Genomic DNA, 19,475 nt, shown 5'->3' on the forward strand with positions numbered 1-19,475 from the left:
CATTCTTCGCGATATCCAATCCGATTATGCTAACTTCCAACACGGACGCCTCCTCTAGTGGTGTGATAACACCTCCACTATGGCACATCGATGCCGCCGGGGGGCGTCCACCCCATCACCCAAAACAGACGCTATTCCTTATCGTCCGGCTTGAGCAACGCGCCTACCAGCCTGCCGCGCTGGTAGCGGCCCTTGCGTTCGTGCGGGATGGTGTAGAGCGCGGTCAGGAAGCGTTTGTCCCACTCGGTTAGTTCGCGCTTGCCCTGGCGGTCGTCGAACAGGCCGAGGATCGATTGCGACTGGGGCTCGGCGCGGATGCGGATGCCGCTCAGCGCGACGAAGGCGGCATAGTCGGTCACCGCGCGCAACGTGGCGCCCTCGGCGTCGTTGACGTCGATGACGATCGTCGCGCCTTCGATGCTGCGGAGGGTTTGCGGCCCGATCAGGCTGAGGCCGCCGCTGGTCCGGCGGACCGAATACCACCAGCGCACCGGCTTATCGAGCTCGACGAGGTCGCGGATGTCGGGGCCGCTCATATCGGCGAACTGGCCTGGATAGCGGGCCTTGAACAGCTTGATGAAATTCGCGCCGTCGTCGACGAAGAGGAGGAGGACGTTGGTGTCGCATTTGCCGTCGGCGATTCTTGCGCCGCTCGAGCGGACGGTGTCGCGAAACCAGCCCTCGACGAGCGCGGCATGTTCATCCGACAGGCCGAGCGCGCGCGGGCAGAGCCTGACCGTCCAGCGCGCGACGCTGTCCTGGGAATAGATGCCGGGCGCGACGCCGAGGGTGCGGATGAAGGCGTTGGCGCGCTTCTTCGCTTCCTCGCGCGTCAGCCGCTCGCCCTCGACGACGATGTCGTCGGGCGAGCGCAGCGTTGGATCGGCGGCAGGTTCGGCGAAGGCCGCGGGTGTCTGCGCGAACAGCGCGGCGGCAAGCAGAAGGCGGGGGAAGTGCATCGGCCTGATTCCTTCCTGTCGGGCAGCCAACCCTAAATCATTGGGATCAATTGCAGAAGCTCAATTCTCTCCGCTCTGGAGCGTTGGCAGCCGCGCGAGCATCGCGACGAGTTGCGCCTGGCTGGTCGCGCCGGTCTTGCGGAAGATGCCTTTCAGGACGAAGCGCGCGGCGTTGAGGCTGACGGCGCGGAGCGCGGCATAGTGCTGCAGCGACTTGCCGCCGGCGAGCCAGACCGCGAGGCGCGCCTCGGTCGGGGTCAGTCCGTACCATTGCGCGACGCGGTCGATCTCGACCACCGGCGTTTCGCCGACCGCGCTGCCCATTGTGACGATCAGCGAGGCACCGAGCGCGATGCCGCCGGGGGGCGTCCACCCATCACCCCAAAGTGGACGTTCGATCAGCTTGGAACGTGTTGGCGCGCCTTAGTCTAATTTCGTTGGCGCGCAGGCATCGGCGCGCTATCGGGCGCGCATGTTGTTCGCGCCCGCCTCCTGCCCGCGGCTGATCGTCAAGATCGGATCGGCGTTGCTCGTCGATGAAGGCGGCGCGGTGCGGCGGGACTGGCTGGCCGGGATCGCCGCCGACATCGCGGCACGTTGCCGCGCCGGGCAGCAGGTTGCCGTGGTGTCGTCGGGGGCGATTGCGCTCGGCGCCCGCCGTCTCGGGCTTGCCAAGGGCGGGCGCGCCAGCCTTGAGGATGCGCAGGCGGCGGCAGCGACCGGTCAGATTGCACTGTCGCAGGTTTGGGCCGAGGTTTTGGGCGCCGAAGGGCTGACCGCAGCGCAGATCCTCGTCACGCTCGACGATCTCGAACATCGCCGCCGCTACCTCAACGCCGCCGCGACGCTCGACCGGCTGCTCACCCTTGGTGTGGTTCCGATCATCAACGAGAACGACAGCGTCGCGACCGAGGAAATCCGCTTCGGCGACAACGACCGGCTCGCGGCGCGCGTCGCGCAGGCGGCGGGCGCGGCCGGCGTCGTCCTGCTCTCCGACATCGACGGACTTTATGACCGCAATCCGGCGCAACCCGGCGCGACGCATATCGCGCGCGTCGACCGCATCGACGCCGCGATCGAGGCGATGGCCGACACCGGATCGGCATCGGGCATGGGGTCGGGCGGCATGGTATCCAAGATCGCGGCGGCGCGCATCGCCAATTCGGCGGGCGCGAGCCTCGCCATCGCGTCGGGGCGGATCGGGCGCCCCCTGTCGGCTGACGCGCGCCACACGCTCTTTGCGGCCGAACGCGGCGCAAGCGCGCGCAAGGCATGGCTCGCGGGCGGGCTCACCGCCAAGGGACGGCTGACGATCGACGCCGGGGCGGTGCGCGCGCTTGCCGGCGGCGCCAGCCTGCTCGCCGCCGGCGTGACCGATGCATCGGGTGACTTTGCACGCGGCGATATCCTCGACATCGCCGGTCCCGACGGGCGCACGATCGCGCGCGGATTGTCGGAATATACCGCCGCCGATGCGCAGGCGATCCTCGGCCTCGGCCGCGATGCGCAGGAGGCCGCGCTCGGCTATGCGCCGCGTGCGGCAATCGTCCACCGCGACCATCTGGTCCTGTTGTGACGGCGCCGGACCAGCCGCGCGTTCTGGCCATGACCGGCGCAACCGGCTTCGTCGGCGGCGCGACATTGCAGCGGGCGGTTGCGGCCGGATGGCAGGTGCGGGCGCTGACGCGGCGGGCGCAAGAACCGCGCGATGGCGTTACCTGGATCGACGGCGCGCTCGACCGGCCCGACAGCCTTGCTGCGATGATCGCGGGCGCCGATGCGGTGTTGCACATCGCCGGCGTCGTCAACGTGCCGACGCGCGCCGCGTTCGAGGCGGGCAATGCCATAGCGACCGCCAATGTGGTAGCCGCCGCCCGCGATGCGGGGGTGGCGCGCTTCGTCCACGTCTCGTCGCTCGCCGCGCGCCAGCCGGCACTTTCCAACTATGGCTGGTCGAAGGAGCGCGCCGAAGCCGTGGTGATGGAAAGCGCGCTCGAATGGACCATCATCCGGCCGCCCGCCGTCTTCGGCCCGGGCGACACCGACATGCTCGACCTGTTCCGTATGGTGGGCCGCGGCATCGCGCTGCTCCCCCCGCCGGGGCGGATGTCGGCGATCTATGTCGACGAACTGGCGCGCCTGCTGCTGGCGGTGACGGCCGACCGCAAAGAAACCGTTGGCCGGATCTATGAACCCGACGACGGTCAGGACGGGGGCTGGACGCACCGCGAATTTGCGAAAGCTATCGGCCGCGCGATCGGGCGGCCGAACGTGACGGCGCTGTCGGTGCCGGCGGCGGTGCTCAAGGCGGGCGGGCATCTCGACCGCCTCGTCCGCCGCGATCGCGCCAAGCTGACTCCCGACCGCGCCGCCTATATCGCGCATCCCGACTGGGTCGCAGCCGCCGGGACACAGCCGCCAACAGCGCTGTGGCAGCCCGCGCTCGCCACCGATGAGGCACTGGCCCGAACGGTGCGCTGGTACCGCGAACAGGGCTGGCTCTGACGTCGCCCGTGGGGCTTCGTCGGACGCCCGTCGAAGCTTGGATTGCCAAGGCCGGGCGGGCGGATTAGGCACGGGGGCATGACCGACACCAGCGCCACGCCGCCCCAGACCCCCGATTCCGCCGGCCCCTGGGCCATTCCGGTTCGCCGCCCGCTGCCGGGCGACGACCGGCCGCGCGGTGGCACCAGCTTTCCGCGCAAGGTTTGGAACCTGCTCGTCGCGATCAAGGACGGGCTCGCGCTCCTGTTCCTCCTGCTCTTTTTCGTCGGGCTGTTCGCGCTGCTCTCCGGCCGTCCCAATGCGTCGCTGCCCGTCAGCAAGGGCGCGCTCGTCGTCGAACTCGACGGCGTACTGAGCGAACAACCGGCCGAGGTCGATCCCTTTGCCGCCGTGTCGGGCGGCGATCGGATGAAGGAATATCGCACCCGCGACGTCGTCCGCGCTATCGAAACCGCGGCGAAGGACGACCGCGTCAGCGCCGTCGTTCTCGACCTCGACCGCTTCGTCGGCGGCGGACAGGTATCGCTTGCCGAAGTCGGCGCTGCGGTCGACAAGGTGCGGGCGGCCAAGAAGCCCGTACTCGCCTTCGCCACCGCCTATACGACCGACAGCTATCAGCTCGCCGCGCACGCGAGCGAAATATGGACCGACAGCATCGGCGGCGTCGCCGTCGCCGGCCCCGGCGGATCGCGCCTCTATTACAAGGGGCTGATGGACCGGCTCGGCATCACCGCGAACATCTATCGCGTCGGCACTTTCAAGAGCGCGGTCGAACCTTATCTGCGCAGCGACCAGTCGCCCGAGGCGAAGGAGGCCAATCTGGCCTACGCCTCGGTGCTGTGGGACACCTGGCTCGCCGAAGTGAAGAAGGCGCGGCCGCAGGCAAAGCTCGACGCGGTGCTGGCCACGCCAGCCGCGGTGGTGAAGGCTGCGAACAATGATCTCAGCAAGGCGTCGCTCGACGCCGGCCTGGTCGACAAAATCGGCGGCCGGCTCGCCTTTGGCGAGCGCGTCGCCGAAATCGCCGGCGCGCCCGACGATAGCCAGCCCTGGGCTTATAATGCGATCCCGCTCAAAAACTGGGTCGCCGCGAACCCGCCCGAAGCCAAGGGCGCCGCGATCGCGGTCGTTCCCGTCGTGGGCACCATCGTCGACGGCAAGGCGCGCCCCGGCAGCGCTGGCGGCGATACGATCGCTGAACATATTCTCGACGCCGCGTCGGACGACGGGGTCAAGGCGATCGTGCTGCGCGTCGATTCGCCCGGCGGATCGGTGCTGGCGTCCGAACAGATCCGCCAGGCGCTGCTCGTCGCCAAGGCGAAAAAGCTGCCGATCGTCGTCTCGATGGCGAATGTTGCGGCCTCGGGCGGCTATTGGGTTTCAACCCCCGCCGACCGCATCTTCGCCGAGCCCGAGACGATCACCGGCTCGATCGGCGTGTTCGGCATCCTGCCGAGCTTCGACAAGACGCTCGCCAAGATCGGCGTCACCACCGACGGCATCCGCACGACGCCGCTGTCGGGCCAGCCCGACATCCTCGGCGGCGTCAACGAGGAGTTCAACCAGCTCGCGCAGGCGGGGGTCGAGGACGTCTATGCCCGCTTCACCGGCCTCGTCGCAAAAAGCCGCAAGCAGCCCGTCGAAAAGATCGAAGCGATCGCCGAGGGCCGCGTCTGGGCTGGCGGCACCGCGCGCCAGATCGGGCTGGTCGACCAGTTCGGCGGCCTGCCCGACGCGCTCGCGGCCGCGGCGAAGCTTGCCAAGGTCGATGGCGCCTTCCACGCCAAATATTTCGAGGAAGAGCCGAGCGAGTGGTCGAAGATGCTCGCCGCCTGGACCGGCGCCGAGCAGGATGAAACCGCGCTCGCGCCGCGTGGCTGGTTCGGTATTGCGGCAATGAACCGCACCCTCGCCGAGCGCCGGCTGGTGCAGGATGTGCAGATGCTGACGAGCAGCGGATCGGTACAGGCCGCCTGTCTCGACTGCCGCGCCTATCTGCCGCCCGTTCCGGCCGGCTCGGCAGAGGCGAAAGGCCTGATCGGGATGCTGGCGTTCCTTTTGAAATAGCGAAGCGGCACATCGCCGGGCGGATCGAAACAATATTGCTGTAAACGCCGCCGAATCGCCGGGGCTTGCCGCCATCGGCAAAGGCGTATAAAGCCGCGGCCAATGTCCGGCCGCCCCGCGAGGGGCGGCCCTTATTATTTCCGCTTTTGGAGAAGCAGTCATGGCCAATGCCGATGCCACCCCGCTGATGCCGCATGCGACCGCCGCCTGGCTGGTCGACAACACCGGCCTGACCTTTGCGCAGATCGCCGATTATTGCGGCATCCACATCCTGGAAGTGCAGGCGATCGCCGACGAGACCGCCGCGACCAAATATACCGGTCGCGATCCGGTTCGCGCCCACGAACTGTCGATGGAAGAGATTGAAAAGGGCCAGAACGACCCGAACTACAAGCTCAAGATGACGAAGCAGGCGCAGGATACCATCCGCCGCACCCGCGGCCCGCGCTACACGCCGGTCAGCAAGCGTCAGGACAAGCCCGACGGCATCGCCTGGATCCTGAAGAACCATCCCGAAGTGTCGGATGGCGCGATCGGCAAGCTGATCGGCACGACGCGCAACACCATCGGCGCGATCCGCGATCGCAGCCACTGGAACAGCGCGAACATCGTGCCCAAGGATCCGGTGACGCTCGGTCTCTGCTCGCAGCGCGAACTCGACGCGATCGTCGCGAAGGCGGCGAAAAAGGCGGGGATCAAGGCCCCCGAAGACAGCCGCTTCGAAGGCGACCGCGAGGCGCTGCTCGAGGAACTGCGCGCCGAGCGCAGCGCCGCCGCCGAAGCACGCGCGGCAGAGGATCATTCGGACGACGAAGCCTGACGCATGGCGGTCGGCGGCGATGAGGATGATATTCCGGCGGCCAGCGGTTCGCCGGACGCGTCGCTGACCCAGGACGACAGCTTCACCGCGACGAGCCACGCCGGCCTGACCTATCCCTGGGGCGACGCCGCACCGGGGATCGGAGAAACGATCCGCATCGCCGATGGCATCAGCTGGGCGCGCATCCCGATGCCGGGTTCGCTCGGCCACATCAACAGCTGGCTGCTCGACGACGCTGCGCCCGACGGCTCCGACGGGGTGGCGGTGGTCGATACGGGCATTTGCCTGACCATCTGTTCGGACGCCTGGAAAGCACTCTATGCCGGGCCGCTCGCGGACAAGCGCATCACGCGCGTGTTCGGCACCCATCTGCACCCCGACCATATCGGGCTTGCCGGCTGGATTGCGAAGAAGCAGCAGGTGAAGCTGTGGATGACGCGCGGCGAAATGCTCACCGCGCGCGCCATCGTCGCCGATTCCTCCGACGTCGCCCCCGACGAGGTGCTGGCCCAGTCGCGAGCCGCGGGTTGGGACGACGAGGCGATCGAGCGCCAGCGTGCGGGCGGCTGGAACATGTTTCAGCGCATGATCTTCGCGCTGCCGCGCAGCTATGTCCGCATCGCCGACGGCGACCGGATCGATTTCGGCAAACAAATGTGGCGCGTCGTCACCGGGTCGGGCCACAGCCCCGAACATGCGTGCCTGTGGAACGAGCGCGAAGGCGTGCTGGTCTCGGGCGATCAGGTGCTGCCGCGGATCAGCTCGAACGTGTCGGTCAACATCACCGAACCCGATGCCGATCCGCTGGGCGAATGGCTCGCCTCGATCGACAAGCTGCTCGCGACCGTTCCCGCCGACGTCGTGACCTGTCCTGCGCATGGCGAGCCCTTTCGCGGGCTGCACGTCCGCCTGATGGCGCTGCGCGACGAACACCGCATGCGGCTCTACAAGGTTGCCGAAGCGGTCGCCGAAGCGCCGATGCGCGCGGTCGACACCTTCCCGCTGCTGTTCAACCGCCCGATCGGCGCCCACAACCAGAATCTGGCGACCGGCGAAGCGCTGGCGCATCTCAAGCGGCTCGAGGTCGAAGGCCGCGTGCGCAAGGAGGATCGCGGCGGCGTGTGGTGGTATCACGGGGTCGCCTAAGCGCCTGCAAACAGAGGCGTCGCGATCCTTCAGCGCGGGCCGATCATCCCCGCAGCGACGGGCACCTCGCGACCGTTGACGGCGAGCGCGAGCAGGCGGTGCTTTTCATAGGGGCCGGGCAAGTCCCACGCTCCCGTCGCGTCCGCGGTGAAGCCGAAGAAGCGGCCATAATATTCGGGATCGCCGATCATCATCAGGGCGCCGTCGGCCATCGTCCGCGCCGCTTCGAGCATATGGTCCATAAGCGCCCGGCCGTGGCCGCCGCGCTGGACGTCGGGGCGCACCGCCACCGGGCCGACCATCACCAACGGCGTCGCCCTTCCCTGCACATCGCGGTGCGCGACCGGCCAGCACTGAATCGTGCCGACCAGCGCGCCATCCTCGACGGCGGCGAAGCTGAGGCAGGGAACTGCATCCATGCCCAGGCGGATGCGATAGGCGGTTCGTCCAAAGCGGTCCGATCCGAAAGCGGCGTCGAGGAGCGCCTCGACCGCCTGCGGTTCGATTTCGGACAATGGAAGTAACTCGACCAACGCGCACCCTTTCGCTAATGCGGCGGCGCTTTAGGGTCGCCGACCGGCAATGGAAAGCCGAATGTCGCGCCCGTACGACAGGAATTTCTTGTGACCGACACATTGTGGCTGGAAGTGGACGGGCTGACCGTCGATGTGCTGACCGGCATTTACTCCGAGGAAACCCACCTTCCGCAGCCGCTGCGCATTTCGGTGCGCGCGCGCTTGGTGATGGCCGATCATTATGACCCGGCAACCCCGCTCAGCGCCTCCAAAAACTATATGAACCTGAAATTCGCGGCGACCGAGGGACTGCCCAAGGACGTCCATTTCGTGCTGATCGAAAGCGTCGCCGACCATATCATCGACACGCTGTTCCTGCAGGACGAAAAGGTCGAAGAGGTCGAGGTGAAGATCGTCAAGCTCGCGATCGCCGAGGACGGCGAAGAGATCGGCATCACGATGCGCCGGACGCGCAAATGACAGCGGCGCCGATCGCGCTCGTCACCGGTGGTCTGCACCGGATCGGCGCGGCGATCGCGGCGCGGCTTGCGCGCGAGGGTTATGCGCTCGCAATCCACAAGCGCAGCCCCGGCGAGGCCGACGCCGTGCTGGCCGAGGCGCTCGCCGAGACGGGCGCCGAATGTCACCGCTTCGCCGCCGATCTCGCCGATCCGGCCGCCGTCGATGCGCTGGTGCCCGCGGTGACCGCAAAGTTCGGCCGTGCGCCCGTGCTGCTCGTCAACAACGCCTCGCTGTTTCCCGAGGGCGAATGGGACACGCTCACCGGCGCCGCGCTGGCCGAAACGATGCAGATCAACCATCACGCGCCGGTGATGCTCGCGCGCGCGCTGGTCGCCGCGAACGAAGGCGGCAGGCGTCCCGCGATCGTGAACATCCTGGACCAGCGCATCGCCAACCCGGTGCCCGACCAGCTTGCCTACAGCCTGTCGAAGCAGGCGCTGTGGCAGGCGACGGCAACGCTGGCGGTCGCCTTCGGCGCGCGCGCGCGCGTCAATGCAGTTGCACCGGGGCTGACCCTCCCCACCGACGATTACAGTGCGGGACAGATGACGCGGCTTGCGGCGCGCATGCCGCTCGGCGCGCTGCCGACCCCGGACGATATTGCCGACGCGGTCGCCTGGCTTGCCCGCGCCGAGGCGGTGACGGGGCAGACGATCTTCGTCGATGGCGGCGCGCATCTGGCGCCGCTGGGCCGCGATTTCGTGGCGCTGGAGCGCGATTGACGCCCCGCCTGTCCCCGCGAAGGCGGGGACCCATAGCCAGATTAGGCGAGCTTCGCTTCAGGACGCTCTGGGCTCCCGCCTGCGCGGGAGCACACGCGAAGCTTTTGGCCGCTCAGTAAATATGCACCGCCTTGGCGACCAGATAACCGTCGAGACCCTCGGGTCCGCTCTCGCTGCCGAAGCCCGACTCCTTGATCCCGCCGAAGGGCATGTCATTGGCCGAGATGACGAAGCTGTTGATCCCGACCATGCCGCTTTCGATGCCGTCGGCGACGCGGTTGATGCGGCGGCCGTTTTCGGTGAAGGCGAAGGCGGCAAGGCCATAGGGCAGCCGGTTCGCCTGTTCGAGCGCGTCTTCTTCGGTCGCGAACGGCCGAATCAGCGCCATCGGGCCAAAAGGTTCGTTGTTCATCGCATCGGCGTCGAGCGGAACGTCGGCCAGCGCCGTCGGCTGGAAGAAATAGCCCTCGCCCGTCGCGGCGCCGCCCGCGATCACCCGCGCGCCCTTTGCGGTCGCATCGGCAATCATCGCCTCCAGCGCGGGGGCGCGGCGCGCGTTGGCGAGCGGTCCCATCTGGGTGCCGGCGTCGAGCCCGCTGCCGATCTTCACGCGCGCGGTGCGTTCGGCAAAGCCCTTCACGAAGGCGTCGTAGATGCCGTCCTGCACATAGAAGCGCGTCGGCGAGACGCAGACCTGGCCGGCGTTGCGGAACTTCTGCGTCACGACGCGGTCGAGCGTCGTTTCAAGGTCGCAATCGTCGAACACCAGCACCGGGGCGTGTCCGCCGAGCTCCATTGTGATGCGCTGCACCCGGTCGGCGGCGAGCTTCATCAGATGCTTGCCGACCGCGGTCGATCCGGTGAAGCTGACCTTGCGGATCACCTCGCTGCCGAGCAGGTGGCGGCTGATCATGTCCGGATTGCCATAGACGAGCTGGACCACATCTCCGGGGATGCCCGCATCGGCAAGGCAGCGCATGATCGCGCTGGTGCAGCCCGGCGTTTCCTCGGGCGCCTTGGCGATCACGACACAGCCCGCGGCGAGCGCTGGCGCGACCTTCTTGATCATCAGATTGACAGGAAAATTCCACGGGCTGAACGCCGCGACCGGACCGACGGGCTGTTTCAGCACCATCGCGCGCTGACCCGCCGGACGCTGCACGACGCGGCCCTCGATCCGCTTGCCCTGTTCGGCAAAATATTCGAGCAACGACGAGGCCGAAAGCACTTCGCCGCGCGCTTCGGCGATCGGCTTGCCCTGTTCGAGCGTGAGCAAGGTCGCGATATGGTCGGCGCGTTCGCGGATCAGTCCGGCGGCCTTGCGCATCAGCGCGGCGCGCTCGTCAGGGGTCTTGGCGCGCCAGACCGGCCAGCCGCGCGCGGCGGCGGCAAGCGCTTCGTCGAGGTCGGCCGCGGTCGCCACCGGCAGCTCGGCGATCGTCGCCGCGGTCGCGGGGTTATAGACCGGCCGCGCCTCGCGCCCCTCGCCGCTCCGCCAGGCACCGTCGATGAAAAGCTGGAGGTCGGCGTCGTAGGTCGCGGTCATTGGGCAATTTCCTGTCTGACCCGTTCGCATCGAACGGGAAATGGAGGGTCATCAGATGGCGCCCATATAGGAGCGATCAGCGATAGTTAAAGCTGATGCTGATCCGTTCGTCCTTGCCGGCGTTCGGCATCACTTCGTGCCGCAGCCAGCTTTCCCACAGAAAAATGCGCCCCGCCGCGGGCTCGGCATAGATGAAGGGCTGCTGGCTCTCGGGCGCATCCTCGCTCCGCCCCGGCGCCGCCATCAGCATCGCGAGTCGCGGATCTTCGAGCTTCAGCGCGCCCGATCCGGGCGGAACGGCGACATAGAAGGTACCCGATACGATGCTGTGCGGGTGGATATGCCCGCTGTGCGTGCCGCCGGGTTTGAGGACATTGACCCACAGGCTGTCGAGCTTGAGCGGCTTGGCGAGATCAAAGTGACACGCCTTGGCAAAGGCCTTCACATGCTTGTCGAGCAGGCGCTTGAGGTCGTGAAAGGCGGGGTCGCGGTCGGGCAGGTCGTCAAGGCTGGCGTAGCTGGTGTAGCCGCGATAGCCGTGCGCGCGGCTCCACGCCTTGCCCGCACCATCCTCGCGAGCGAACAGCCGGCAGCTTTCCTCCAGCTCTTGCAATAGGTCGGGCGCGGCAATGTCGGCCTCGTAAAAATTTGTGGCGAAGAGCGTGCGAACGGGCATGATGCGCGCAAAGCACAGCAAGGGCATGAGAGCAAGGGAGACGAGAATGGCCGAGTTTGAACTGATCGCCGACGGATTGCGCTTTCCCGAGGCGCCGGTGGTGATGGACGACGGCAGCGTCATCGTGACCGAGATCGAGGCCGGCCGCATCACGCGCTGCTGGCCCGGCGGTCGCAAGGCGGTGGTCGCGGCGCCCGGCGGCGGCCCCAACGGTCTGGCGATCGGTCCCGACGGCAAGCTTTACTGCTGCAACAACGGCGGCTTCGAATATACCGAATCGAACGGCTATCTGGCGCCGCACGGCATCGCGAAGGATTATTCGGGCGGCCGCATCGAACGCATCGATATCGAAACGGGCGCGGTCGAAATCCTCTACAAATCGGGCGACAATGGCGTCGTGCTGCGCGGCCCCAACGACATCATGTTCGACAGCCACGGGGGCTTCTGGTTCACCGATCATGGCAAGGTCGATTATGAAAAGCGCTGCCACGACATCGTTGGCATCTTCTATGCCAAGGCCGACGGCAGTTTTATCGAGGAAGTGATCTTTCCGTCGAATAATCCGAACGGCGTCGGCCTCTCACCCGACGGCAAGGCGCTCTACGCCGCCGAGACCTACACCTGCCGCCTGATGAAGTTCAACATCACCGCGCCCGGCAAGGTCGCCCCCGACGCCGGTCCCGGCGGCCCCGGCATCCCGCTCTATCGCCCCGCCGGCTATAAATTCTTCGACAGCCTGGCGATGGAGGCGAGCGGCAATATCTGCATCGCGACCATCGGCGAATGCGGGATCAGCGTCGTGTCGCCGTCGGGAGAGTTGGTGGAGTTCGTCGCGACCGACGATATTTTCACCACCAACATCGCCTTTGGCGGCGCCGACATGCAGGATGCCTATATCACCTTGTCGGGCACCGGGCGGCTGGTAAAGACGCGCTGGAACCGGCCGGGCCTGACGCTGCAATATTGATCGGCCGCCGGTCGGAAAAGGGGAAGATATGCGCCGCGATACTCACCGCGAAACCCACGCCGTCGCGCGGATCGGATGGCTGCGCGCCGCGATTCTGGGCGCCAACGACGGCATCGTCTCGACCGCGAGCCTGATCGCGGGGGTCGCGGCGGCGGGCGCGGCGCAACCCTCCATCCTCCTCACCGGCACCGCCGGGCTGGTCGCCGGCGCGATGTCGATGGCGGCGGGCGAATATGTCTCGGTCAGTTCGCAGGGCGACGCCGAAAAGGCCGACATTGCAAAGGAACGGCACGAACTCGCCACCGACCCTGAATTCGAGCTGGAGGAGCTGACCCAAATCTATCAGGAGCGCGGGCTCGACCGTCCGCTCGCCGAACAGGTCGCCGCGCAGCTTACCGCGCATAATGCGCTCGACAGCCATTTGCGCGACGAACTGGGGCTGACCCACCATATGAAGGCGCGTCCGGTGCAGGCCGCCGTCGCCTCGGCCGCCAGCTTCACCGCGGGCGCGGCGCTGCCTCTGCTGGTGGTTTTCCTCGATACGGGATCGTCGCTGCCATGGACGGTGTCCGGCGCGTCGCTCGTTTTCCTCGCAATCCTCGGCGCGCTCGGCGCGTGGGCGGGCAATGCGCCGATGCTGCGCCCCGTGCTGCGCGTTACCTTCTGGGGCGCCTTCGCCATGGCGCTGACCATCGCGATCGGATCGCTGTTCGAAGCGCCGCTGGGCTGACGGGAGAGAGAAGCATGAACGATACGGCCTGGACCATCGACATCGATCGCGACACGATTTCGAAGGCGGCACTTGCACGGGCAGATCATGCGCCGCTGCGCGCCGGCGAGGTTCGTGTGCGCGTCGACAGCTATGCGATGACCGCGAACAACATAACCTACGCCGTCTTCGGCAAGCCTGCGGGGCTGTTCGGCAACGACCAGGGTTATTGGGACTTTTTCGCCGAGCGTGATGCGCCCGCCCGCCTGCCTGTCTGGGGGTTCGCCACCGTGATCGAGAGCGCCGCCGAGGGCATCGCGCCCGGCGATCGCTTTTACGGCTATTATCCGATGGCAAGCCATGCGGTGCTCAGCGCGGGCAAGATCGGCGCCAGCGGCTTCACCGACATCACGCCGCGGCGCACCACCCTGCCCCCCATTTACAATCAATATCAGCGGATCGAGGCTTTGCCCGACTATCGCGCCGATCATCATGATTATTGGCCGATCTTCCGTCCGCTCTTCCTCACCGGCTGGCTGATCGCCGACCAGTTCGAGGATGAAGGCGATTATGGCGCCGACCAGATCCTGATCGCCAGCGCGTCGAGCAAGACCGCGATCGGCCTCGGCTTCGCGCTCGCCCAGCGTGCGGGGCCCCGCCCCGTCAGCATCGGACTGACGAGCAAGGCCAATGTCGCGGCGCTGGCCGCGCAGGGCATCTACGACCGTGTGATCGCCTATGACGATATCGCTATGCTCGACGCTGCGGTGCCGTCGGCCTTTGTCGACATGGCGGGCAATGGCGCGGTCACCCGCGCGGTGCACGGACATTTCGGCGATGCGCTCAAGGTGTCGATCATCGTCGGCAAATCGCACTGGGACGCCGAGGCCGACGCTGCGGCCTTGGCCGGCCCCGAACGGCAGGGCTTCTTCGCCCCCGGCCGCAGCCAGAAGCGCGTCGGCGACTGGGGCGCCGCGGGCTTCGGGCAGCGGATCGCCGAGGCATGGCTGGGCTTCATGGCGGTTGCGCCGCGCATCGCGCGCATCGACCGGCGCGAAGGTAGCGCCGCGGCGCTCGATGCCTATCGCGAAATGCTGTCGGGACGCGCCGATCCCGCGGCGGGGATATTGGTCATCCCCTGACGCAGCGCCCCCTCCTGCGTCCCCCTCCCGGTCAGAGCTTGACCGCGGCGTTGCCGCCTTCGGCCCACAGCGCCGATCCAGAAACGAAGCTCGCCATGTCGCTCGCCAGAAACAGCGCCGCCTGCGCGATCTCGTCGGGCTCGGCGATGCGCTTCATTGCGTGCAGGCCGGCGGCCCATGCCTTCGACTCGGCATCGCCCGCCATCGCCGTATCGGTCCCGCCCGGGATCAGCGCATTGGCGCGAATGCCCGCCGCGCCATAATCGGCGGTGATCCCGCGCACGAGCCCGAGCAGCCCCGCCTTGGCAGCGCCGTAACAGGCCATGCCCGGCAGGCCGACGCTGTTGCCGACAAAGCTTGAGGTAAAGATCAGGGCGCCCTTGCCGCGCGCCAGCATCGACGGAATCTGCGCGCGGGCGCCCAGAAAGGCGGCGGTCAGATTGGCCGCGATCACCGCGTCCCAATTGCCCGGCGCCTGATCGGCGAGCGGGGCGAGCGCGCCGACCGTACCCGCGTTGTTGAAGGCTATGTCGAGCCCGCCCCACGGCGCGCAGGCGGCAACCAGCGCCTCGTGCGTCGCCGCATCGGCAACGTCGCCCGCGACCGCGCGCGCCGTTCCGTTATCGGCGGCAATTTCGGCGACCACGGCATCAAGTCGCGCCCGGTCGCGTCCGCCGAGCACGAGCCGCGCGCCGTGACGCGCAAACAGCCGCGCGGCGGCGCGCCCGATTCCCGAACTGGCGCCGGTGATGATGGCGGTCTTTCCTTCGAGTAGCATAAATCCTCCGGTGAATGAACAGCGCCGCCCCTTGCCGTAGCGGCAGGGGCGCGGCGTCCCGAAAGATGCGGTCAAATTCGCTTGATCTTGGACGATAGCGCGCGGCATGGCCGTCGGCATGGCTCAATATACGCATGTGATCTTCGACTTCGGCGGCGTCATCACCGCCTCGCCCTTCGAGGCGTTCAACCGGCTGGAGGCCGAACGCGGGCTACCCCGCGATTTCGTGCGCGGCGTCAATGCGCGCAATCCCGACGCCAATGCCTGGGCGCTGTTCGAGCGCGCCGAGATCGACGCCGCGACGTTCGACACATTGTTCGCCGAAGAAGCGCGCGCGCTGGGTCACGACCTCGAAGGCGAAGCGGTTCTGGCAGTCCTCGCCGGCGCGGTGCGCCCCCAAATGGTCGCGGCGCTCGACACGCTGAAGGCCGGCGGCTTCACGATCGGCTGCATCACCAACAATGTGCCGTCGGGCAAGGGCGCCGGCATGGCGCGCAGCGAGGCGATGGCGGCCGAAGTCGCGGCGATCATGGCGCGCTTCGACCATGTCATCGAATCGTCGAAGGTCGGCGTGCGCAAACCCGACCCGCGCATCTATCAGATGATGTGTGCGGCGCTGGGCGTCGAACCCGCGGCGTGCATCTACCTCGACGACCTCGGCATCAACTGCAAGCCCGCCGCCGGGCTCGGCATGCACGCGATCAAGGTGACGAGCGGCGAACAGGCGCTAGCCGACCTGTCCGCCGCACTGGGCGTGCCGCTACCCTGAGGGTCCAGAAGGGGACATTGGCCCGCGTCATCCCGGACTTGATCCGGGATGACGCGGATGGATGTGGCAGGCTTCGGTCGTTCGCCGTCGTCCAGGCCTGTCTTTCCGGCCTAGTGCGCGAGCAGCAGCGGATAGCGGCCGCCCGTCACCAGATATTGCGTGGCGCCGCCGAAGATCGTCTCGCGCAGCCGGCTGCGACCGAAGGCCCCCATCACGATCAGACCGGCATCAAGCGCGCCGGCTTCCTTTTCGATCCGCTCCTCGGGGGTTTCGGCACCGCGCTCGATCGCGCGCAGTTCGGCGTGGATGCCGTGACGCGACAGATAGCGCGCCGCATCTTCGGCCGCGAAATCGCCCTCGTCGCCGCCTATCGTGACGATCACGACCGGGCGGTCCTTCAGAAAGGGAACCGCGGCGCGCACCGCATGGGCGGCTTCGGGGCTGCCGTTCCACGCGATCAGCGCCGGCTTGTCGAAATCGAGCGCCTTGCTGTCCTGCGGCAGCGCCAGAACCGGAACCGACGCGGTCAGCGCAAGATCGCCCGCGAGCATCGGCGGGCCGCTGCGGAAATCCCCCTTCGCCTTGGGCAGGCTGACGATCGCCAGATCGGCGAGCGTCGCGGCGCCCGACAAGGCGCTGACGATTTCACCGTCGGCCATTTCGATGTCCCACGGCACATCTTCCTTCGCCAGCCGGTCGGCAAGCCGGCTTTCGAGCGCCAGATCGTCGGCCTGCGCCTTCGCCAGCGCCTCGGCGGCGAAATAGGTGCCGCCGAACGGATCGAAGCTGACGAATTCGCGCAGCGGCGTCGCGATGAGCAGGCTGACATGGCCTTCGAAACGGCGGGCGCAATCAAGCGCGACCTGCAAACGTCCTTCGGACGCGGCATCGCTGTCGGCGTGAACCAGAATTGAGCGCATTGGGGGCCTCCTTTATCCAGTGAACATCAGAATAATGCGCCGCGCGAACCTATCGTTCATTGACCGGGGTCAAAAGCGGCGAATCTTCGCGTGCCGCGCTATCCCGCGGTCAGGCTGAGGCCCGCGGCCTGATCGAAGATGCGCGTCAGCACCGGTTCGGTATCGGACACGCGCATCGCGACGCGGAATTCGACCGGCGCGAGCGCGGGCAGCCCCGCCAGTTCGACGAGCGTGCCTGCGGCAACCTCCGCGCGCACCATCGGTTCGGGAAAGATGCCGACACCGCCGCCGGCGCGTGCGATGTCGATCATCATCCGGGCGTTGTTGCACAGGTTCAGCGATTTCTGCGCGATCCGCGACGCCGCGATCGCCTCGCGCATCCGGCCGTGGATCGGCGAAGGGCTGGCGAGCGACCAGACGGGCACCTGCTGTTCGCCCGTTCCGCGCTCGAACAGCGCGGCGACCGCCGGGTTGGCGAGCCAGAGCAGCGCAACCTCGCCGATCGGGCTGGTCCGAAGCGCTGGGTGCGCGATCGGCCCGGCCGCGAAGGCCAGGTCGGTGCGGCCGGTCAGCAGTTGCTGGATCAGATTCGCGGTCAGGTCGATCTCGATCTCGAGCGCGACATTGGGCATGTCGGCTTTCAGCGAAGCAACGAAGGGCGGCAGGCAGCTTGCGGCCGCGATCTCGCCCGCGCCAATCCGCACTACGCCGCTCGCCTCGTTGAAGCCGCCGCTGCCGAGCAGCGCGAGCTGCATGTCGCGCAGCAGCGGGGTGCAGTCATTGACGAGTTTACGTCCCGCCGGGGTCAGCGACATGGTGCGCCCGTCGCGGCGGAACAGCGTCGAACCCAGGCGCTGCTCCAGCTCGCGCATCCGCGCCGACACCGCGGGCTGCGTCGTGTTGAGCCGTTCGGCAGCCGCCGAGAAAGTGCCGAGCCGGTCGATCCACAGCAAGGTTTCGAGATGATAGATGGAGATGCGATTGATCGACATCGGTTATGGATAATCGAAAAATAGAACAATTAGAATTGATGATTTATTTGCGCCAAGGTCGCCGCCGATCAGTGGGCCGATCCGCGAGCCGATCAGAGGAAGGGAGTCCCGTCATGGCGAACAAGCAATATCCCGATGCAGCATCCGCGCTCGAAGGGCTGCTCTTCGACGGCATGCAAATCTGCGCGGGCGGCTTCGGCCTGTGCGGCATTCCCGAACGGCTGATCGACGCGATCCGCGACGCCGGGACAAAGGATCTCACCATCGCCAGCAACAATGCCGGCATCGACGGCGAAGGGCTCGGCAAACTGCTGCGTACGCGGCAGGTCAAGAAGATGATCTCCTCTTATGTCGGCGAGAACAAGGAGTTCGAGCGGCAGTATCTGGCCGGCGAGCTCGAAGTCGAATTCTGTCCGCAGGGCACACTCGCCGAACGCTGCCGCGCGGGCGGCGCGGGCATCCCCGGCTTCTATACCAAGACCGGCGTCGGCACCGCGGTGGCCGAGGGTAAGGAGGTCAAGAATTTCGACGGGCAGGATTATATCCTCGAACGCGGCATCTTTGCCGACCTCGCGATCGTCAAGGGCTGGAAGGCCGACGAAAGCGGCAATCTGATCTTCCGCAAGACCGCGCGCAACTTCAACCAGCCGATGGCGACCGCGGCCAAGATCTGCGTCGCCGAGGTCGAGGAGATCGTCCCCGTCGGCAGCCTCGATCCCGATTGCATCCATTTGCCCGGCATCTATGTGAAGCGCCTGATCGTCGGCGCGCCCTATGACAAGAAGATCGAATTCCGCACCGTACGCCCGCGGGAAGCCGCATGATGCGCGCGCTTGCCCTTTCGGCCGGCCTGCTGCTCGCCGGCTGCGCCCAGACCGCTGCGACGACGGCGCCCGCGGCGCCCAGCGCCGAGGTGATCGCCTCGCAGGTCGGTGAAAAGCCGACGCCGACCTCGCCGCCGGCGGGACAGCAATGGCTCTATGGTTCGGCGGAGGGCGCGATCGCCTCAGCGCAGGTCTATCGCACCATGGCCGATTATGTCCGCATGGCCGCGATTTCGGCGGCGCCGCGCCGCCAGGTCGTGCTCGCCGAAGGATCGACGCCTGTCGCGCCGAAGTTCGACTATTGCGGGGACAAGCCGCTCGCGGCGGTGTTCGACGCCGACGAGACGCTGATCTGGAACGTGGGCGCGATGCGCTACTTTGCCGAGCAGGGGAAGGATTTCGATCCTGCCGTCTGGGACCAGTGGGAAAAGACCGGCGCCGGCAAGGCGGTGGCGATGCCCGGCGTCATCGACGCGCTGGCGATCATGCGCGGTGCGGGGGTGACGATCATCGTCAACACCAACCGCAGCGCCGCCAATCCCAAGGGCAGCGAGGATACGCTGCGCGCCGCGGGCCTCGGCGATTTCAAGCATGGTGAGACGCTGTTCCTGATGGGCGACACGCCCGACGGCGCGAGCAAGGACGGACGCCGGGCGCTGATCGCCTCGCGCTGGTGCGTGATCGCGATGGGCGGCGACCAGCTTGGCGATTTCGCGCAGGCGTTCAACGCGCGCGGTCTGTCGGTCGCCGACCGCAGGACGATGGCGACGAGCGGACCGGTCGCGGGGCTGTGGGGCCATGGCTGGTTCCTCTTCTCCAATCCCGTCTATGGCCCGTCGATCCGCGGCGGCTTTGCCGACATCTTCCCCTCCGACAAACAATGGGAGCCGAACTGA

The 19,475-nt window shown here is 67.3% G+C and carries 21 protein-coding genes; 13 read left to right on the forward strand and 8 right to left on the reverse strand.

Annotated features, from left to right (window positions below; all coding sequences use genetic code 11):
* Window positions 1-131: 131 nt before the first annotated feature.
* Window positions 132-959 (reverse strand): hypothetical protein, encoded by an 828-nt coding sequence (locus tag L0963_RS18480; RefSeq protein ID WP_062901031.1) that lies wholly within the window; start codon window positions 957-959, stop codon window positions 132-134.
* Window positions 960-1,019: 60 nt separating this feature from the next.
* Entirely contained in the window at window positions 1,020-1,283 is a 264-nt protein-coding gene (locus L0963_RS18485; protein ID WP_062901032.1) for a helix-turn-helix transcriptional regulator, read from the reverse strand.
* A gap of 148 nt (window positions 1,284-1,431) precedes the next feature.
* Here L0963_RS18485 and proB point away from each other — a divergent pair, with 148 nt between their 5' ends.
* From proB to L0963_RS18510, 5 genes are all read left to right on the forward strand, one after another.
* Complete coding sequence (proB, locus tag L0963_RS18490) at window positions 1,432-2,535, forward strand: glutamate 5-kinase (RefSeq protein WP_234181110.1); 1,104 nt, start codon at window positions 1,432-1,434, stop codon at window positions 2,533-2,535.
* A gap of 29 nt (window positions 2,536-2,564) precedes the next feature.
* A complete protein-coding gene (locus L0963_RS18495; protein ID WP_234181112.1) occupies window positions 2,565-3,464 on the forward strand; it encodes an NAD-dependent epimerase/dehydratase family protein in 900 nt (299 codons plus the stop codon).
* Between the two features lie 78 nt (window positions 3,465-3,542).
* Complete coding sequence (sppA, locus tag L0963_RS18500) at window positions 3,543-5,531, forward strand: signal peptide peptidase SppA (RefSeq protein ID WP_186401165.1); 1,989 nt, start codon at window positions 3,543-3,545, stop codon at window positions 5,529-5,531.
* A gap of 187 nt (window positions 5,532-5,718) precedes the next feature.
* The gene (locus L0963_RS18505; RefSeq protein WP_040589884.1) at window positions 5,719-6,351 is read left to right on the forward strand and encodes a DUF1013 domain-containing protein; all 633 of its coding nucleotides are present in this window, start codon (window positions 5,719-5,721) and stop codon (window positions 6,349-6,351) included.
* A 3-nt stretch (window positions 6,352-6,354) separates the two neighbouring features.
* Window positions 6,355-7,497 carry an MBL fold metallo-hydrolase gene (locus L0963_RS18510; RefSeq protein ID WP_186401166.1) on the forward strand — a complete coding sequence of 381 codons (1,143 nt, stop codon included), beginning with the start codon at window positions 6,355-6,357 and terminating at the stop codon, window positions 7,495-7,497.
* Window positions 7,498-7,526: 29 nt separating this feature from the next.
* On the opposite strand, the gene L0963_RS18515 is transcribed toward L0963_RS18510, so the two are convergent.
* Complete coding sequence (locus L0963_RS18515; RefSeq protein ID WP_062901035.1) at window positions 7,527-8,030, reverse strand: GNAT family N-acetyltransferase; 504 nt, start codon at window positions 8,028-8,030, stop codon at window positions 7,527-7,529.
* A 90-nt stretch (window positions 8,031-8,120) separates the two neighbouring features.
* Between L0963_RS18515 and L0963_RS18520 the strand changes: the two genes are divergently transcribed.
* Entirely contained in the window at window positions 8,121-8,492 is a 372-nt protein-coding gene (locus tag L0963_RS18520) for a dihydroneopterin aldolase (protein ID WP_062901036.1), read from the forward strand.
* Window positions 8,489-9,256 carry an SDR family oxidoreductase gene (locus L0963_RS18525; protein WP_234181117.1) on the forward strand — a complete coding sequence of 256 codons (768 nt, stop codon included), beginning with the start codon at window positions 8,489-8,491 and terminating at the stop codon, window positions 9,254-9,256. The genes L0963_RS18520 and L0963_RS18525 overlap by 4 nt, the downstream gene beginning before the upstream one ends.
* A gap of 112 nt (window positions 9,257-9,368) precedes the next feature.
* Here the strand turns inward: L0963_RS18525 and L0963_RS18530 are convergent, their stop codons facing one another.
* Together L0963_RS18530 and L0963_RS18535 are read right to left on the reverse strand one after the other, a co-directional pair.
* Window positions 9,369-10,802: an NAD-dependent succinate-semialdehyde dehydrogenase gene (locus L0963_RS18530; RefSeq protein WP_058811182.1), complete on the reverse strand. Its 1,434-nt coding sequence runs from the start codon at window positions 10,800-10,802 to the stop codon at window positions 9,369-9,371.
* 76 nt (window positions 10,803-10,878) lie between these two features.
* On the reverse strand, window positions 10,879-11,478 hold the full coding sequence (locus tag L0963_RS18535; protein WP_186401168.1) for a TIGR02466 family protein: 600 nt from the start codon (window positions 11,476-11,478) through the stop codon (window positions 10,879-10,881).
* Window positions 11,479-11,524: 46 nt separating this feature from the next.
* Here L0963_RS18535 and L0963_RS18540 point away from each other — a divergent pair, with 46 nt between their 5' ends.
* Genes L0963_RS18540 through L0963_RS18550 form a run of 3 tightly spaced genes read left to right on the forward strand, consistent with a single transcriptional unit; the run spans window position 11,525 to window position 14,296 of the window.
* Window positions 11,525-12,445, forward strand: a complete 921-nt coding sequence (locus L0963_RS18540) for an SMP-30/gluconolactonase/LRE family protein (protein WP_234181119.1) — start codon at window positions 11,525-11,527, stop codon at window positions 12,443-12,445.
* Between the two features lie 28 nt (window positions 12,446-12,473).
* On the forward strand, window positions 12,474-13,175 hold the full coding sequence (locus L0963_RS18545; protein WP_062901039.1) for a VIT1/CCC1 transporter family protein: 702 nt from the start codon (window positions 12,474-12,476) through the stop codon (window positions 13,173-13,175).
* Between the two features lie 14 nt (window positions 13,176-13,189).
* Window positions 13,190-14,296 (forward strand): DUF2855 family protein, encoded by a 1,107-nt coding sequence (locus L0963_RS18550; RefSeq protein ID WP_062901040.1) that lies wholly within the window; start codon window positions 13,190-13,192, stop codon window positions 14,294-14,296.
* Between the two features lie 31 nt (window positions 14,297-14,327).
* On the opposite strand, the gene L0963_RS18555 is transcribed toward L0963_RS18550, so the two are convergent.
* The gene (locus tag L0963_RS18555) at window positions 14,328-15,074 is read right to left on the reverse strand and encodes an SDR family oxidoreductase (protein WP_234181121.1); all 747 of its coding nucleotides are present in this window, start codon (window positions 15,072-15,074) and stop codon (window positions 14,328-14,330) included.
* A 118-nt stretch (window positions 15,075-15,192) separates the two neighbouring features.
* Here L0963_RS18555 and L0963_RS18560 point away from each other — a divergent pair, with 118 nt between their 5' ends.
* A complete protein-coding gene (locus L0963_RS18560; RefSeq protein ID WP_234181123.1) occupies window positions 15,193-15,843 on the forward strand; it encodes an HAD-IA family hydrolase in 651 nt (216 codons plus the stop codon).
* 110 nt (window positions 15,844-15,953) lie between these two features.
* Here the strand turns inward: L0963_RS18560 and L0963_RS18565 are convergent, their stop codons facing one another.
* Together L0963_RS18565 and L0963_RS18570 are read right to left on the reverse strand one after the other, a co-directional pair.
* A complete protein-coding gene (locus tag L0963_RS18565) occupies window positions 15,954-16,763 on the reverse strand; it encodes a universal stress protein (protein WP_062901042.1) in 810 nt (269 codons plus the stop codon).
* Between the two features lie 98 nt (window positions 16,764-16,861).
* Window positions 16,862-17,755: a LysR family transcriptional regulator gene (locus tag L0963_RS18570; protein ID WP_234181125.1), complete on the reverse strand. Its 894-nt coding sequence runs from the start codon at window positions 17,753-17,755 to the stop codon at window positions 16,862-16,864.
* 113 nt (window positions 17,756-17,868) lie between these two features.
* Between L0963_RS18570 and L0963_RS18575 the strand changes: the two genes are divergently transcribed.
* Together L0963_RS18575 and L0963_RS18580 are read left to right on the forward strand one after the other, a co-directional pair.
* A complete protein-coding gene (locus tag L0963_RS18575; protein ID WP_186401173.1) occupies window positions 17,869-18,579 on the forward strand; it encodes a CoA transferase subunit A in 711 nt (236 codons plus the stop codon).
* Window positions 18,576-19,475 (forward strand): HAD family acid phosphatase, encoded by a 900-nt coding sequence (locus tag L0963_RS18580; RefSeq protein ID WP_234181128.1) that lies wholly within the window; start codon window positions 18,576-18,578, stop codon window positions 19,473-19,475. Before L0963_RS18575 ends, L0963_RS18580 begins: the two co-directional genes overlap by 4 nt.

This window comes from Sphingopyxis sp. NFH-91, assembly GCF_021401285.1.
Lineage (GTDB): Bacteria > Pseudomonadota > Alphaproteobacteria > Sphingomonadales > Sphingomonadaceae > Sphingopyxis > Sphingopyxis terrae_A.

Bases quoted from the DNA above. Each gene is read 5' to 3' on its own strand.
- L0963_RS18480 (WP_062901031.1), bottom strand. From the start codon at position 959: ATGCACTTCCCCCGCCTTCTGCTTGCCGCCGCGCTGTTCGCGCAGACA.
- L0963_RS18485 (WP_062901032.1), bottom strand. From the start codon at position 1,283: ATGGGCAGCGCGGTCGGCGAAACGCCGGTGGTCGAGATCGACCGCGTC.
- proB (WP_234181110.1), top strand. From the start codon at position 1,432: ATGTTGTTCGCGCCCGCCTCCTGCCCGCGGCTGATCGTCAAGATCGGA.
- L0963_RS18495 (WP_234181112.1), top strand. From the start codon at position 2,565: ATGACCGGCGCAACCGGCTTCGTCGGCGGCGCGACATTGCAGCGGGCG.
- sppA (WP_186401165.1), top strand. From the start codon at position 3,543: ATGACCGACACCAGCGCCACGCCGCCCCAGACCCCCGATTCCGCCGGC.
- L0963_RS18505 (WP_040589884.1), top strand. From the start codon at position 5,719: ATGCCGCATGCGACCGCCGCCTGGCTGGTCGACAACACCGGCCTGACC.
- L0963_RS18510 (WP_186401166.1), top strand. From the start codon at position 6,355: ATGGCGGTCGGCGGCGATGAGGATGATATTCCGGCGGCCAGCGGTTCG.
- L0963_RS18525 (WP_234181117.1), top strand. From the start codon at position 8,489: ATGACAGCGGCGCCGATCGCGCTCGTCACCGGTGGTCTGCACCGGATC.
- L0963_RS18530 (WP_058811182.1), bottom strand. From the start codon at position 10,802: ATGACCGCGACCTACGACGCCGACCTCCAGCTTTTCATCGACGGTGCC.
- L0963_RS18535 (WP_186401168.1), bottom strand. From the start codon at position 11,478: ATGCCCGTTCGCACGCTCTTCGCCACAAATTTTTACGAGGCCGACATT.
- L0963_RS18540 (WP_234181119.1), top strand. From the start codon at position 11,525: ATGGCCGAGTTTGAACTGATCGCCGACGGATTGCGCTTTCCCGAGGCG.
- L0963_RS18545 (WP_062901039.1), top strand. From the start codon at position 12,474: ATGCGCCGCGATACTCACCGCGAAACCCACGCCGTCGCGCGGATCGGA.
- L0963_RS18550 (WP_062901040.1), top strand. From the start codon at position 13,190: ATGAACGATACGGCCTGGACCATCGACATCGATCGCGACACGATTTCG.
- L0963_RS18555 (WP_234181121.1), bottom strand. From the start codon at position 15,074: ATGCTACTCGAAGGAAAGACCGCCATCATCACCGGCGCCAGTTCGGGA.
- L0963_RS18560 (WP_234181123.1), top strand. From the start codon at position 15,193: ATGGCTCAATATACGCATGTGATCTTCGACTTCGGCGGCGTCATCACC.
- L0963_RS18565 (WP_062901042.1), bottom strand. From the start codon at position 16,763: ATGCGCTCAATTCTGGTTCACGCCGACAGCGATGCCGCGTCCGAAGGA.
- L0963_RS18570 (WP_234181125.1), bottom strand. From the start codon at position 17,755: ATGTCGATCAATCGCATCTCCATCTATCATCTCGAAACCTTGCTGTGG.
- L0963_RS18575 (WP_186401173.1), top strand. From the start codon at position 17,869: ATGGCGAACAAGCAATATCCCGATGCAGCATCCGCGCTCGAAGGGCTG.
- L0963_RS18580 (WP_234181128.1), top strand. From the start codon at position 18,576: ATGATGCGCGCGCTTGCCCTTTCGGCCGGCCTGCTGCTCGCCGGCTGC.